This window comes from Rhizobium sp. rho-13.1, assembly GCF_007000305.1.
Lineage (GTDB): Bacteria > Pseudomonadota > Alphaproteobacteria > Rhizobiales > Rhizobiaceae > Rhizobium > Rhizobium rhododendri.
On the sequence record NZ_SCFL01000004.1, the window covers coordinates 289607 to 303426 of the forward strand.

Genomic DNA, 13820 nt, shown 5'->3' on the forward strand with positions numbered 1-13820 from the left:
AAAAGGAAGCAAATGAGACTGAGCAGCTGTGTGGGACCGACGCCGCTCTGTGGATATCCAGAAGCGAAGCGTCGAACATACGAAGCCGCAGCAAACGGCTCCTCCGGCCTCTAGATGCCGATGAAAGGTTGGATGAAACGCAGGATGCGACTGGTAAACCGCAGGGGGGCTTCCGTGATGGCAAGGCAGATGCAGTCTTCCCCCGGCGTTGCCGCCGGCTGATGCGTCAGTTCGTCGTCGGCGAGCTCCACGTCGCCGCGGTTGAAGACGGAAACCGAATCACCAAAGCTACCGGCCAGCACCAGCGTCAGTTCCCGGCCCCGATGTCCATGTTCGGGAACGGGCTTGCCGGCCGGTATCTTCAGGAGCCTGACGATGGTGCTCGGGTCGGATGTCGGTATCTTCATCTGCGATGCGCCGCTGCCGAGCGAGCGCCACTTCAGTCCGCCAGCGGCATCCACGTAGGAGAGCAGCGGCTGCGGAAGCAGCGGGTCCAAGCGTTTCGGCGCGGGCACCGACGGTTGCTCGGGAATTTCCATGCGCTTCTTCATGTCTTCCCATGCGACCGGTTCGGCGGGCGTGACCTCCTCGCACTCGAGAAAATATCCGCCTATCGTCTCGAACTCGGCCAGGCGCTCGCGACAGCCAGGGCAAAACGACAGATGCGTCGCGACCCCGATGTTCCATCCCTCCGACAGCGTTCCCGCAGCATAGGACATCAGCAGTTCGTCACCGAGGTGATGCACGACGATCAATCGTCCTTGAGTATGTTGCGCAGCTTCAGACATGCATTCCTTATCCTTGATTTAACAGTCCCGATGGGGATGCCCAGCGAAGCGGCAATTGCCGGATGCGCCATGTCCTCGAAGAAAGACATCTTCAGCGCCTTAATCTCGTCCGGCTTCAGCGAGGCCATCGCCCGCCTGAGCCTGTCGGCATCCTGCTCCTTGTCGAACGCGACATCGGCGGCAGGCGTATCGTCGGGAACGAAGGCCGGGTCGTTCGGGTCGAAATCCGGTCGGGGCCCACGACGCAACGCATCGATGCGAACGTTTCGGGCGATCGTGTAAATCCAGGTCGAGGCAGCGCCCCTTTCCGGATCGAACTGGTTGGCTTTTCGCCACACGGACAACATGGCTTCCTGCGCCATTTCTTCAGCCATGATGCGATCGCCGCCGATCTTGAACATATAGGAGCGGACCTTCGGTACGAAATACTTGTACAGCATCTCGTACGAATCCACGTCCCGATGCTCGGCGACCGCTGCCATCAGTTCGTTGATGCGCTTGCGGTCGAGTGCGGCTTGTGTTTCTGCCAAAGGCAGGACCTTCCTAAACGGCGGTGCCGTCCGCCCCATCCCCATACTGGCGGCCGACACGGGAAGCGAGACAGATTGGGCGGGCTCCGATATTGTCATAGCCGATATACGCCATTTATCAAAAGACGGATCATAGGCGTCGTTGTGCCGACCGACGGCCATGATTACCAGCAGGGACCGAGAACGTAGTGCAGCAGCATGATGTCGTAGGCGAACGACACGACCAGCGTCACCCAGAGGCGCAGCTTCCAGTACCATCGCTGCTCCGGGTTGCCGGCATAGACGCGGTAATCGGCAAAAAGCAGCAGTCCAAAGACAGCAAGCTGGGTCACCAGCGCGACAGGCGATAGCGAAAAGACGGCGGTCGCGAAGGAGGCGAGCGCCAGCACGTTGCTGGAGAGAAGCAGGGCGATGTCCGCCTTGCCATTCTGGGCACGTCCCCAGAGGGCTCCCGCCATGAACGAACTGATGATGGCGCCGTAGGTGACGAAGACGGAGGCGGAGTTCAATCCGGCGATGGTCTCCGGGGCGAGCGCGAAGAACCAGAACGGCAAGGCGCCCGCAAAGGCAAGCGCTGTCGATACCTTGCGTAAAACGCCGTTCACTCCGCCGCTCCCATGACTGCGCCCAAGGCATCGCCGAGGCCGGCTGCGCTCAGAAATGCGGCTTCCACCCTCCCCGCGATGCACCAGTCGCCGCAAGCGGCAAGCTGCGAATCCTTGTCGAGCAGATAAGGCTCGCCAGCCGGACGTTCGACATTTGCATATCGCCAGCGATGAACGATGGCGGTATCGGCCTCTCCTGCATCGATCTGCACGTAGTGCCGTATCGCCTCGATCAACGCCTGCCTGACCTTTTCGAGGGGCATATCCATGTTGAGGTCAGCCCAGACCGCGTTGGAATTGACCACCAGGCAGGGCGAAGCCGGGCGGCCCGGCTTGCTGTTGTTGAGCGAGATCCAGTTGATGACGGGATCGTCGACATGGGCTGCGGCGAAAGGGATCCGTGCTCTCTGCTTCATATCGATATTGACCATCAGCGTGAAACATCCGTTCATCCGGACATGGCCGAGCTTGTCGTGATGAGCGAACCTCGCCGGAAGCATGAGGGCGGACTGCGGGGCCGGTGCTGTGGCAATCACCCAGTCGAAGGGGCCTTCCGTCCGGTCGCGGATGTTGACGAACCATCGGCCGGGTTCGCCGGTGATCGCGCCGACAGTGCTCTCCGGCTGGATATCGAGGCCGACGGACATCGATTTCGGCAACGCGTTCATCGAAGGGGTGCCGACATATCTGACGGTGTCCGACTTCGGTCTTTCCAGCAGGCCGTCCTCTGTCAGAGAAACCACATGGCCGTTCCAGGGTTCGACCACGCCGTTCGCGCGCGCTGTTTCCAGTGCATCGTGGAAACGGTCATTCCTGATCGTGAAGTACTGTGCGCCGTGGTCGTAGGAGACGGCATCGATCCATCTGGTTGCCATCCGGCCGCCGACGCCGTGGCTCTTCTCGAACACACGCACGGATGCGACCTCGGAAATGGCTTTGGCCAACGTCAGTCCCGCCATTCCCGCGCCGATGATGCCAACTCGTGGTCGTATTGCCATATGGTTTCCGGTTTGCTGGACCTGCAGTCTTGCTTGGTGGCTCTGTCAGGTCGGATGGGCAGGTCGGTCTCGGTCTGTCAGGCGTCGCATTCCGCGTATCGGAAATCGTTTGCCGCAAGCCGCCTGATACGGCCCTCCGCGATGAAGCGTTCGACCAGGATGCGCTCCGCATCGAAAGGATGTCCGTTCCATCCCTTGTGGTCAAAACCTGCCAGGATGACCCTATCGTCCGGGCCTGCGGCTTCTTCCATCACATAGGCGAGTGCCATCAGTCCGGAACTCGGCACGATGTAGCTGCCCGACATGATGCGCTGTAACTCGACGTCGATCCGGTCGTGGTGATGGCGCGGTATGATCTCGAAGCTCTTCCCGGTCATGGCCGCGAACCGTGCGAATTCCGCCGTGTAGTCGTCGCAGAAGTCTTCCAGACCGGGATCCAGCTTCGGTTTCAGCTCCGCGAATTTGTGATAGTCGCGCACGCACCAGATGGCGGAGGCTGAGGCGACCGCCGGGAGCTCGCGCCACGAGGCGCTGCGGATCATGGCCAGCGCGGGCCGCCCGGTGTTGCAGACTGCAACCACGTCTGTGCGCATGCCGCCCTCGCCGACCGAACGGCAGTCGTTGAAGCGTATTACCAGGTCGCACGAGTCGATCACGCCAGCATGGGCGCTGGCGAACGAGCCGTTTCCAACAATTGCGATCCTGCGTGACACAAATCCACCCGTCGAATTTTCAGCCAATACGGTGCCATTGCCCGACCGGATCAAAGCCCAGCTTTGAACGGTTCGAAATCTGTCGATTGATCTGAAGCCTGGAAGTTCCCGTACGCAATGTCGTTTATGAATTTGGAGAATAGCAATGGATGCCATGCTCGCCAATGCCGACCTCGCCGCTTTCGAGCGCCCCTCGCAACAGGAGGCAGAGGCCGCAGTCAGAACGCTGATCCGCTGGGCTGGCGAAGACCCGACGCGCGAAGGCCTGCTGGACACCCCGAAGCGCGTCGCCAAGGCCTATCGCGAACTGTTCGCCGGCTATGACATGGAACCGGAAGACGTCCTGTCACGGACATTCTCCGAAGTGGCCGGGTACAATGACATGGTGATCGTCAAGGACATCACGTTCCACTCCCATTGCGAACACCACATGGTACCTTTCCATGGCGTGGCCCACATCGCCTATGTGCCCGACAAGGGCGTGCTCGGCCTTTCCAAGATGGCGCGCCTCGTCGATGTCTATGCCCGACGCCTGCAGACACAGGAAACCATGACGGCGCAGATCGCCACGGCGCTCGACGAGAGCCTGCGGCCGAAGGGCGTGGCTGTCATGATCGAGGCGGAGCATATGTGCATGGCCATGCGCGGCGTTGCAAAACAGGGTGCGAAGACTTTGACGACGCGCTTTACGGGAACGTTTGAAATGTCGGCGGCGGACCAGGCGCGCTTCATCACGCTCGCAAGAGGATAAGCGCTGGAGGGGTGAGATGGAGGGGTACATGTCGGACGCGTTGATGACATCGCTCGATGTCGGCTATAGAGCCCTGGTGATCGGCGCCAGCGGCGGCATTGGTGGAGCCCTTGCTGGACAACTGGCCGATGATGGAAATTGTGAAAAGCTGGTGCTGCTGTCACGCCGGAACGACGGTTTCGACATCACGGATGAGGCTTCTGTCAAGCGCGCCGCCGAAGCCCTTGCACCTCAGGCGTTCGATATCATCCTGTGTGCGACCGGGGCTTTGACCATCGACGGTGTGGGTCCGGAAAAATCCATCAGGCATATATCGCAGGATGCGATGATGGCGCAGTTTGCCGTCAATGCCGCCGGTCCGGCGATCGTCCTCAAGCATTTCGTGCCGCTCCTTGCCAAGCGGAAGAGGGTCATCATGGCGTTCCTGTCGGCGAGGGTGGGCTCGATCGGCGACAACGGTCTTGGCGGGTGGATTTCCTATCGTTCGGCAAAGGCTGCCCTCAACCAGATCGTTCATACCGCCGCCATCGAGGTGGCGCGCAGCTCCCCTCTGGCGACCGTCGTCACCATCCATCCCGGCACCGTCATGACCGGCCTGTCCGATCCCTTTTCGTCCGGTCATCCCCGCACCGAACCGGACGACGCCGCACACCAGATCCTGCGAACGCTGGATGGCCTTCAGCCACACGACACCGGCAAATTCTTTGCCTACGACGGTACGACCATTCCGTGGTGAAGCCCGCCGCCTTAGCCCGCCGGCCATGATCTGAAAGTCGAACCGGCCGTATACCATGCATGATCAAGATTTTTTACGATGGCGCGTGCGGCATGTGCTCGCGGGAAATCAACCACTACCGTAAGGTTGCTCCTGCTGGCGTTTTCGAATGGGTGGACGTCATGAAGGACGGAACTGCTCTGGAAAACGAGAATGTGTCGCTCGCCGACGCGCTGATGGAGCTGCACGGCAAGGATGACAATGGCCGAATGCATGTCGGCGTTGATGCCTTCCTGCTGATCTGGCGGCACATACCGCGGTGGCGGACCGCTGCGAAGATTGCAAGCTTCCCGCCCATCAATGCGGCTTTGAGGGCGATATATCCGATCTTTGCAAAATGGCGGTTCGCGCGGCTCGCCCATTGCCAGGTCGCAGCGAAATCCTGAGGGTAGACGTCGACTTCCGTCGGCCCTTCTGAATGCGTGACGTGATCATCCGGCAGGCATCTTCTGCCCAATGCCCATTCCTGTGGGGGAGAATGCGATGAGTTATCTAGCTGCAAATTTCGAAGGCGTGTCGGGCAATAGTGACGCCGCGCCCCTCTCCCTCCTCATCGTCGATGACGACAGCGTTTTCGGCCACAGGCTCGGAAAAGCATTCTCGGATCGGGGCTTCGACGTGGAAGTGTGCGAGACCGTAGACCATGCATTGGGCCTCGTGGGTAAAAGACATCTCGACATCGTCATCACAGATCTCAGGATCGGTGAAAAAAGCGGTCTTACTGTGATCGAAGCGGTGAACACGCTGTCGAAGAACACCAAGACGCTGGTTTTGACAGGCTACGGAAATATCCATTCCGCAGTGGTAGCCGTGAAGCTCGGGGCGACCGAATATCTCAGCAAGCCTGCGGATGCCGACGAGATCCTCGAGGTGCTGGGCTTTGTCGACAAGTCGGCAAGCGAGCCGAATACGGCGCTGAAGCCACCGGATCTCGTTCGCTGGGAACACATCGTCAGCATTTTCGAGGCGACCGGCGGGAACATGTCGGAGTCAGCAAGGTTGCTCAACATGCATCGCCGCACACTGCAGCGAATGCTGGCGCGTGGCGGACCCGGTCCCACGGACTGAAGTCCATCTCGCCCACAATACGTCAGTAAGTTTCGCTTGCTGCCTGCATCGTGCAGACAGATCACACGAGGAAGACAAGATATGGCCAATATCAAGCTTTGGGGCTTCGACGGCTCCACCTACGTTCGCACCGTAAAGATGCTTCTCGCGGAAAAGGGCGTCACCGATTTCGAGCAGATCCCGCTCAACGTCCTGAAGGGAGAGCCAAAGTCGCCGGAGCATCTGAAGCGCCACCCGTTCGGCAAGGTTCCCGTGCTCGAGCATGACGGCATTACGATCCTGGAGACTGCGGCGATCACGCGCTATCTCGATGACGTCCTGCCGGGCAAATCGCTTGTTCCGGCGAACGCCAAGGATCGCGCCCGCATGGACATGGCGGTCGGCATCATCGATTCCTACGGCTACGGAGCGCTTCTCGGTGGCGTCGCGGCCTACCACTTGTTTCCGGATTTCGTCGGCGGCAAGAATGAAGACAGCCGCAAAGAGGGAATCGCGAATGGCCGCAAGGTGCTCGAATTCATCATGACGACACGAGCCGGCGACACGTTCATCGCGGGCAACGAGCTCAGTCTCGCAGACCTGTACCTCGCGCCGATAGCCTTCTACATCTCCCTGACCCCCGACAAGAGCGCCCTTTTCGACGTTCCGGGCTTCAGCGACTGGTGGACGGCAATCCAGGCCCTGCCGAGCTATAAAGCCACTCAGCCCAATCTTGGCTGATATTCTTCGCTTTTAGATCAACGTCTCCCCTACGCCTGGTAAACGGCGGCGGGGAGGCGGAGAACAGCCCGCAAGCCGGCCGGCGACGCCGGTTCCAGCACCAGCGAGCCGCCGTAGAGCCCGGCCATTTCAGTTACAATGGTCAGCCCGAAGCCGTCTCCCGGAACGCGCTCGTCCTCCCGGACACCGGGCAACAACACTGCCTCTATGCGCTCCTGGGGGATACCGGGTCCGTCATCCTCGAAGGTGATACGAACAAAGGCGCCGTCTCTGACGGCAAAAGCGGTAACGCGCGACGATGCCCATTTGAAGGCGTTGTCCATCAGGTTCCCCAGCATTTCCTCGACATCGCTTTCCTCGCAGGCGACAGCTAGCCCGTTCGTTACGTCCGCCTTGAACGCGATGCCGCGTTCGGCGTGGATCAGGCTGATGGCGCCGTGGATGTCGGCTAGGGACTTCGCAACCTCTGTTCGCGCTACCGTCCCAGATGACGCCATGACCCGCCGGGCGGAGCTCAGGTGATGCTTGATGCGGTTGTCTATGCGCAGGGCGAGGTCGCGCAGCGTCCCATCGGGATCATTGCGGCCGTCGAGCGCCAGCAAAAGGCTTGCGACCGGTGTCTTGAGGCCATGCGCGAGGTTTGCAAACTGGATACGGGTGGCCGCCAGCCTTTCGTCGTTGGACTGGATCAGCGCATTGGTTTTCGAGGCGAGCGGTGCCAGTTCGACGGTGGTCTCGTTCGCAAGCCGCGACTGCTCCCCGCGGTTGATCGCGTCGATGCCGGCTGCCATGGACTTCAGCGGGCGCAGGCCAAAGCGGATCTGCCAGAGCGTTCCGGCCAGCAGCACCACGCCCAAAATCAGCATGCAGGGCACCAGCCAGAAAAGCGCGCGCACGGCGGGATCGACCAACGCACCCTCTGGCGCTGTCACAGTGATCAGCACCATCTCGCCGTCGACATCGCGCGAGCTCTGGCGAAGATAGAGCTTGCGGCCGTTCTGCCTGCCCTCCCCGGGTGTCGGCATGGCCGTCAGCATGTGGAGAAAGTCCTGGCGCGGGGGCGGCGCATCTATCGTGCCATTCAGAAGCGAATGCGATGCAAGGCGTTGGCCCGTGCCCTCCACCTGCCAGTACCAGCCGGAACCCGGGCGATCGAATGGCGGCGCATCGAGGGTGGTCGACAACTCAAGCCGTCCGTCCGGCCCGTGTGTCACTGCGGAGGCGAGCGCGCCGATCTGTGTGTCGAGGCGTTGATCGATCTGCTCGCGTATAACGGCATTCAGTGCCAGCCACAGGATTGCGGACGCGACCACAAGCGCCAGCGTCACGAAGATGCCCGAAAATATCAGCAGTCTGCCGGCTATCGATTTCGGTCGCGCGGGGAAAAATAGCTTCATGGCATCGACGCGGCAGTCAGCATATAGCCCCGCCCACGCACCGTCTCGATGAGGTCTGGCCCGAGCTTCTTGCGCAGCCTGCCGATGATGACCTCGATGGAGTTCGAATCCACCTCGGCATCCCCGTCATAGACCCGTTCGTTCAGTTCCCGCCGGTCGACAACCGTCTCCTTGCGCAGCATCAGGCAGGAAAGCACCCGCCATTCCAGCGCCGTGAGCTTCAGAGGCAGGCCATCTAGTTCGAACGTGCCGAGCTGGGCATCGAAGACGAGGCCGCCACAGCTGACGCGCGAGGCGGCGTGACCTGTAGAACGCCTGACGAGGGCGCGAAGCCTCAGCACGAGCTCCTCGATCTTGAAGGGCTTGCCTAGAAAGTCGTCCGCCCCCGCCTTGAAGCTCGAAACCTTGTCCGGCCATCCGTCACGGGCGGTAAGCACGAGGACGGGAAGATTGCGTTCGCTCTCCCGCCATCCCTTGAGAACCGTCACGCCATCGATCTTTGGCAGCCCGAGGTCGAGGACTGCGACGTCGAACATCTCGGTCAGGCCGGCATGCAAGGCATCTTCGCCGTTGCGGGCAATATCCACCACGAAATTTTCTGACCTGAGGGCCGCAGCGATGCGGCCGCTGAGGTCGTCGTCGTCTTCAACGAGCAGTACGCGCATGAGGTGACTTTCGGCTGCAAAATGATCGCCCAGTCCTAGCGAAATTGCCTGAACTGAATCTGAACCGCGAGGTTCAGCCGTGTGATGGCACATAGGGCCTAGATTGCGGTTGTCACTCACAAAGGAGCACCAAGATGACGATTGATCACGACAGCAGCGAGCGCCCCGGCAAGGGCGGCGCCCACGTTCCTCCGCATGAGCGCCGCCGCCACTGGATCGTCTTTCCGGCGATCGCGATTGCGCTTGCAGTCGGTGCTGCAGGCGGGGCCGGCGCGATGCGGATGGTTCGTCCGACGGCGGAAATGGCCCCGATGACGCCGATTTCCATTTCGACGATGCCGGCTTCGAGCCTGGTCACCATCAAGGGCACTGTCACAGAGATCTACGGCAACAAGTTCATCCTGCAGGATACCAGCGGCAAGGCCCTGGTGGAAACCGGACCAGCCGGCGACGGTGGCGATTTGGTCAAGCAGAATGAAGCGGTCACCGTCCAGGGCCGCTTCGACCAGGGCTTCGTCCATGCGAGCTTCCTGGTCGACAAGGACGGGAAGACCGAAGCGCTGCGCGCGCCCGGTCCTCCACCGCACGGGCCATTCGGCGATCTGATCCACAGACCGGGTCCATGATCACTCCAGCAATCCCGATTGACCCATCCTCAACCTCACAGAAAGTCGATACGATGAGAAAATATATTCTGTCTGCAATCGCGTTCGCTGCCCTGGCAGGAACCGCCTTCGCCCAGCAGCCACCGGCCCCGCCTCCGCCCGGCGGCCCCGCACCTGTCGTCGATCCCGGCGCACCACCCCCGCCGCCGCCTGTGCCTCCAATGCGCGGTGGTCCTGGTGGCCCTGATGGCGGCCCGGATCGCATGGGTCCTCCTCCCGGCGGACCGGATGGCGACATGGGACCTCGCGGCCACCGCCCACCCCCGCCACCACCGCCGTCCAAGGCTGCGCACTTCCATATCGACCACGGTGATACCCGGATCGACGTGAAATGCGCTGATGACGAACCGATGAAGGTCTGCTCGGACACGCTGATGCAGTTGATGGATCGCCTCAACGGTCCTGCCGCCCAGCCAGTCCGTCCTCCGGTCCAGTAAGCCAGCCGTAAATGCAGCCGCGCGCAGAAATGTGCGCGGCTGTCGGTATGCTGAGGTGCTGCCGTCCACGAGCCGATCTGTGCAATTTGCCGCATTGAGCTCGCCAGCGTAATGACGTACCACCGTTACGGTCGATGTGGTGGGCGATATGAGGACGGTTTCTTCCGACATAAGGCAATGGACGGTGCGCCTGCTGTGCGCGCTGGCTGTCGTGTTTGTCGGCTTCGGTGCGCAGCCAGCCATTTCAAGCCCCGATCAACTGACCCCGGCAGAACTCGCCCAGTACCGCCTGCCCGATGGCACCTTGCCGATCTTCTGCATCACCTATCGCGACGCAGACGGCAAGGCGCATGGCGAAGTCCATATTCCCGGATGCTACCTTTGCCAGACCGCTCCGGCCGCACTTCTGCCGGCAGCACCCGTTTTCGACTACGGCCACCTCCCCTTCGTCTTCGCCCGCCTGGCGGCGCCTCTCTCGGTCGCCTTTCACCGCCGGCTCTATCCTCCGAACAGCGGCCCCCGCGCCCCACCACTTCTGTCGATCGTTGCCTGAGCCTGCGTTGCGGCCTGAGCCGTGACGCGTTCTGTCAACGGCGGCCGTATGATCGTGGGCGGAGAGCCCGCAAGGCTGCGGGAGAATGCCATTTGCAGGTTGCCTGTCGCGTATCGGACTGCTCGTTCCGGACGCCGCAGCGGGGCTGCACAAGGCGATGACCTCAACGGTCATTTCCTCCCCCGCACGAGATCATCTGCGTCGTCGCGATCCCCAGGGGGAATTCCATGTCTGCTTTTGCAGCGGCCGACCCGTCGGCTCCGTCTACTACCCATGTTTCGCTCTACCGGGCCATCTGGCGCTGGCATTTTTTCGCCGGCCTGCTGGTCATCCCGTTCATGCTCAATCTGGCGATCACCGGATCGCTCTACCTTTTCAAGGATGAGATCGCCGATACGTTCTACGCGCATCGCCATATCGTCAGCGATTTGGGGCCGATGCAGTCGCCGCAGCAGATCGTCGATGTCGCGGTCGGGAGTATTCCGGGCGCCAAAGTGACCAGCTACCGGGAGGCTGCATCTGCGACCCGCTCCGCCGAGGTCACCGTTGCAAAGGACGGCGTGTCTACCATCGTCTACGTCAATCCGCACAACGGTGCTGTGCTCGGCACGGTCAATTCCAAGGAGGAGTTCGGTTGGGTCGTCAAGCGGATCCACAGCCTCGAATATTTCGGAGAATGGACCAACCGGATCATCGAGATCGTCGCCGGTTTTGCGCTGGTGCTGGTCGTCACCGGCATTTACCTCTGGTGGCCCCGACAACAGACGGGCGGTGTCCTGACAGTCCGTGGGACACCGTCGCGGCGGGTTTTCTGGCGCGACCTTCATGCTGTCACCGGGGCCATCGCCGGCATCGTCATTTTCTTCCTCGCCTTCAGCGGCCTGCCCTGGTCCGGCTACTGGGGCGCCAATGTCAACGCCTGGCTGACCGCCCATGACCTTGGCGCGCCGGCAGCGCTCTGGGACAACGTTCCGGTCTCGACCAAGGTGACGCAGGATGTCGTCGCGCGGGCCGGATGGGTCGTTGAAAACGCACCTGTTCCGCTCTCCGACATCGCCGCAGCCCAGGCTGTGAAACCCATCGGCCTCGACAGGGCTGTGGAGATCATGCACGAGCTGGGGATGGTTCGGGGTGCCGACCTCGCCATTCCTTCGACCGACACCGGCGTCTATACGGCAAGCCACTATTTCGGCGATCTCGGCAAGGAACGTACAGTCCACATCGACCAGTATTCGGGAAAGCCGCTCGTCGATCTCTCCTACGACCAGTACCCGGCGCTGGGCCGCGCGATCGAGTGGGGCATCAACCTCCACCAGGGCCAGCAATGGGGATTGTTCAACCAGCTCGTGATGCTGGCGACCTGCATTGCGATCGTCCTTTCCTGCGTCACCGGCGTCGCCATGGGGTGGAAGCGGCGACCGGCAGGGCGTCTCGGCGTGCCACCGATGCCACAGGACAAATCAGTGTATCTCGGCCTCTGGCTGATCGCCATCGTCTTCGGCGTCCTCTTCCCCCTGACCGGCCTTGCCATCGTTGCCATGGTTGTCATCGACCAGGTCGTCATCCGCTTCATTCCCGCCATAAGCCGGGTCTTCCAGTCGGGAGTTTCGTCATGAACAGAACAATCGCAGCCGCTCTCTTCGCCTTGGCGGCGATGTTTTCGACTCCGGGCTTTGCGGCCGGGACAATCAGGATCGACAACGCCCAGGCACGCGCCATGCTGCCGGGCGCAACGGTCGGAGGCGGCTATCTCGCGATCACCAATACCGGCCCGCAAAGCGACACCCTGGTTTCGGTGACCGCCCCCCGTGCCAGCAGCGTCCAGCTGCACCAGATGAGTATCGACAATGGAATCATGATCATGCGCGAGCTGCGCGATGGCATCGAGATCCCGGCCGGGAAGACCATCCTGTTCAAGCCGGGCGCCTACCACCTGATGTTCATGGATGTCCGTGAACCCTTCAAGCGCGGCGAAGCAATCACCGCGACGCTGACTTTCGCCAAGGCGGGCGCTGTCGAGGTCGCCTTTGCCGTCGGCAGTGCGGGCGGTGACATGAGCGCCCCGGCTGCTGGTGCCGAACAGGCTGGGGACGATCACGCCATGCCTGGCATGGACATGGGAAAGACGGATATGGGCGGAATGGATATGCCGGGCATGTCGATGGATCCGAAGCAGGAGATCCGGCAGACGATGCGCAAGCAGTTCGAGACGCCAGAGAAGCCGTTGACGACGGACCCCATCATTGTCCGGAACGACTGGGCCATTGCCGCCTGGCAGCAGGATGGGCGTGGCGGCAGGGTGTTGCTGAGGAAAGGTCCGCATGGGTTCGAAGCGCTGCTCTGCAGCGGCGACAGTCTGAAGGACCCGGCAGTGCTTCAAACGTTGGGCGTCGATGCGGCGGACGCCAAGGCGCTGACCGGCCAGCTGGCGACGGCTGAGCATTCACTCGATCCAACGACGGTTGCGCTGTTTGCGAGCTTCGTTGGAACAGTGATGCTGGATAAGGCTGCCAGTGGGCATACCGATCACGCGGGGCATTCAAAATGAGGCCACGCACCCTTTTGCTAAGCGCGTCGATGGCCGCAGGCGTGTTCGTATCCTGCCTCGTTGGCTCGCTGGTCTGGCTTTACGCGTCCGAACCACGCAGCGGGCCCTTCGACGCGTCGTTTTCGTTGATCGACGATCGCGGGCGTCCAGTCGACAAGAGCGTTTTCCACGGCCGTCCGGCCCTTGTCTATTTCGGATACACCAATTGCCCCGAAATATGCCCGACGATGCTCCTCGAGGTCACGGACTGGCTCCAGACGCTGGGTCCCGAGGGCAAGGAGCTTGCCGCCTACTTCTTCTCTGTCGATCCGGAGCGCGACACGCCAGCCATCATGCACGATTATGTCTCCGCTTTCGGCGATCGCATTGTCGGTGTGACCGGCAGGCCTGAGGAAATGCGCAAGGTCATGGACGGATGGATGATCCGCGCTGAAAAAGTGCCGAGCGAGGATGGCAGCTACCATATGAGCCACACCATCACTATGCTGATGATTGGCGCCGATGGACGGCTGAAGGGCTTGATCCCCTATGGAACGGATCGGGAGGCAGCGATTTCCAAGATAAGGGCAGTGCTCCTGACGAAAGGGCTCGGGTCCGCCTGACCTCT

Annotated in this window: 18 protein-coding genes; 11 read left to right on the top strand and 7 right to left on the bottom strand. The window is 61.5% G+C overall.

The annotated features are described in order from the left end of the window. Positions 1 to 110 precede the first annotated feature (110 nt). From EQW76_RS14620 to EQW76_RS14640, 5 genes are all read right to left on the bottom strand, one after another. Complete coding sequence (locus tag EQW76_RS14620) at positions 111 to 788, bottom strand: ChrR family anti-sigma-E factor (RefSeq protein ID WP_224128002.1); 678 nt, start codon at positions 786 to 788, stop codon at positions 111 to 113. Next, positions 752 to 1318: a sigma-70 family RNA polymerase sigma factor gene (locus tag EQW76_RS14625; protein WP_224128004.1), complete on the bottom strand. Its 567-nt coding sequence runs from the start codon at positions 1316 to 1318 to the stop codon at positions 752 to 754. Before EQW76_RS14625 ends, EQW76_RS14620 begins: the two co-directional genes overlap by 37 nt. Positions 1319 to 1482: 164 nt before the next feature. After that, a complete protein-coding gene (locus EQW76_RS14630; protein WP_161990949.1) occupies positions 1483 to 1923 on the bottom strand; it encodes a DUF3429 domain-containing protein in 441 nt (146 codons plus the stop codon). Beyond that, entirely contained in the window at positions 1920 to 2921 is a 1002-nt protein-coding gene (locus EQW76_RS14635; protein WP_142829376.1) for an FAD-dependent oxidoreductase, read from the bottom strand. The genes EQW76_RS14630 and EQW76_RS14635 overlap by 4 nt, the downstream gene beginning before the upstream one ends. A 77-nt stretch (positions 2922 to 2998) precedes the next feature. Beyond that, entirely contained in the window at positions 2999 to 3790 is a 792-nt protein-coding gene (locus EQW76_RS14640; RefSeq protein WP_341799016.1) for a Urease operon accessory protein, read from the bottom strand. On the opposite strand from EQW76_RS14640, the gene folE reads away from it, so the two are divergent. The 5 genes from folE to EQW76_RS14665 all read left to right on the top strand — a co-directional run bounded on the left by folE (position 3780) and on the right by EQW76_RS14665 (position 6948). Beyond that, on the top strand, positions 3780 to 4385 hold the full coding sequence (gene folE / locus EQW76_RS14645) for a GTP cyclohydrolase I FolE (protein WP_142829374.1): 606 nt from the start codon (positions 3780 to 3782) through the stop codon (positions 4383 to 4385). The two genes, EQW76_RS14640 and folE, sit on opposite strands and share 11 nt — an antisense overlap. A gap of 28 nt (positions 4386 to 4413) precedes the next feature. Further along, on the top strand, positions 4414 to 5121 hold the full coding sequence (locus tag EQW76_RS14650; protein WP_224128006.1) for an SDR family NAD(P)-dependent oxidoreductase: 708 nt from the start codon (positions 4414 to 4416) through the stop codon (positions 5119 to 5121). Positions 5122 to 5180: 59 nt separating this feature from the next. Then, positions 5181 to 5546 carry a DUF393 domain-containing protein gene (locus EQW76_RS14655; RefSeq protein ID WP_142829372.1) on the top strand — a complete coding sequence of 122 codons (366 nt, stop codon included), beginning with the start codon at positions 5181 to 5183 and terminating at the stop codon, positions 5544 to 5546. A 97-nt stretch (positions 5547 to 5643) separates the two neighbouring features. After that, positions 5644 to 6228: a response regulator gene (locus tag EQW76_RS14660; RefSeq protein WP_142829370.1), complete on the top strand. Its 585-nt coding sequence runs from the start codon at positions 5644 to 5646 to the stop codon at positions 6226 to 6228. 81 nt (positions 6229 to 6309) lie between these two features. Then, positions 6310 to 6948, top strand: coding sequence for a glutathione S-transferase family protein (locus EQW76_RS14665; RefSeq protein WP_142829368.1), 639 nt, complete (start codon positions 6310 to 6312; stop codon positions 6946 to 6948). A 29-nt stretch (positions 6949 to 6977) separates the two neighbouring features. Here EQW76_RS14665 and EQW76_RS14670 read toward each other — a convergent pair whose 3' ends face one another. Both EQW76_RS14670 and EQW76_RS14675 read right to left on the bottom strand, forming a co-directional pair. After that, positions 6978 to 8345, bottom strand: a complete 1368-nt coding sequence (locus tag EQW76_RS14670; protein ID WP_143122941.1) for a HAMP domain-containing sensor histidine kinase — start codon at positions 8343 to 8345, stop codon at positions 6978 to 6980. Continuing rightward, positions 8342 to 9010, bottom strand: coding sequence for a response regulator transcription factor (locus EQW76_RS14675; RefSeq protein WP_142829364.1), 669 nt, complete (start codon positions 9008 to 9010; stop codon positions 8342 to 8344). Before EQW76_RS14675 ends, EQW76_RS14670 begins: the two co-directional genes overlap by 4 nt. A 134-nt stretch (positions 9011 to 9144) precedes the next feature. Between EQW76_RS14675 and EQW76_RS14680 the strand changes: the two genes are divergently transcribed. From EQW76_RS14680 to EQW76_RS14710, 6 genes are all read left to right on the top strand, one after another. Then, positions 9145 to 9636: a hypothetical protein gene (locus tag EQW76_RS14680; protein ID WP_142829362.1), complete on the top strand. Its 492-nt coding sequence runs from the start codon at positions 9145 to 9147 to the stop codon at positions 9634 to 9636. A 53-nt stretch (positions 9637 to 9689) separates the two neighbouring features. Continuing rightward, the gene (locus EQW76_RS14685; RefSeq protein ID WP_142829360.1) at positions 9690 to 10112 is read left to right on the top strand and encodes a hypothetical protein; all 423 of its coding nucleotides are present in this window, start codon (positions 9690 to 9692) and stop codon (positions 10110 to 10112) included. Positions 10113 to 10260: 148 nt separating this feature from the next. Further along, complete coding sequence (locus EQW76_RS14690) at positions 10261 to 10665, top strand: hypothetical protein (protein ID WP_142829358.1); 405 nt, start codon at positions 10261 to 10263, stop codon at positions 10663 to 10665. A 227-nt stretch (positions 10666 to 10892) separates the two neighbouring features. Next, positions 10893 to 12281, top strand: coding sequence for a PepSY domain-containing protein (locus EQW76_RS14695; protein WP_142829356.1), 1389 nt, complete (start codon positions 10893 to 10895; stop codon positions 12279 to 12281). Further along, entirely contained in the window at positions 12278 to 13213 is a 936-nt protein-coding gene (locus EQW76_RS29705; protein ID WP_244615328.1) for a copper uptake system-associated protein, read from the top strand. The genes EQW76_RS14695 and EQW76_RS29705 overlap by 4 nt, the downstream gene beginning before the upstream one ends. After that, positions 13210 to 13815, top strand: a complete 606-nt coding sequence (locus EQW76_RS14710) for an SCO family protein (protein ID WP_142829354.1) — start codon at positions 13210 to 13212, stop codon at positions 13813 to 13815. Before EQW76_RS29705 ends, EQW76_RS14710 begins: the two co-directional genes overlap by 4 nt. Positions 13816 to 13820: the final 5 nt, after the last annotated feature.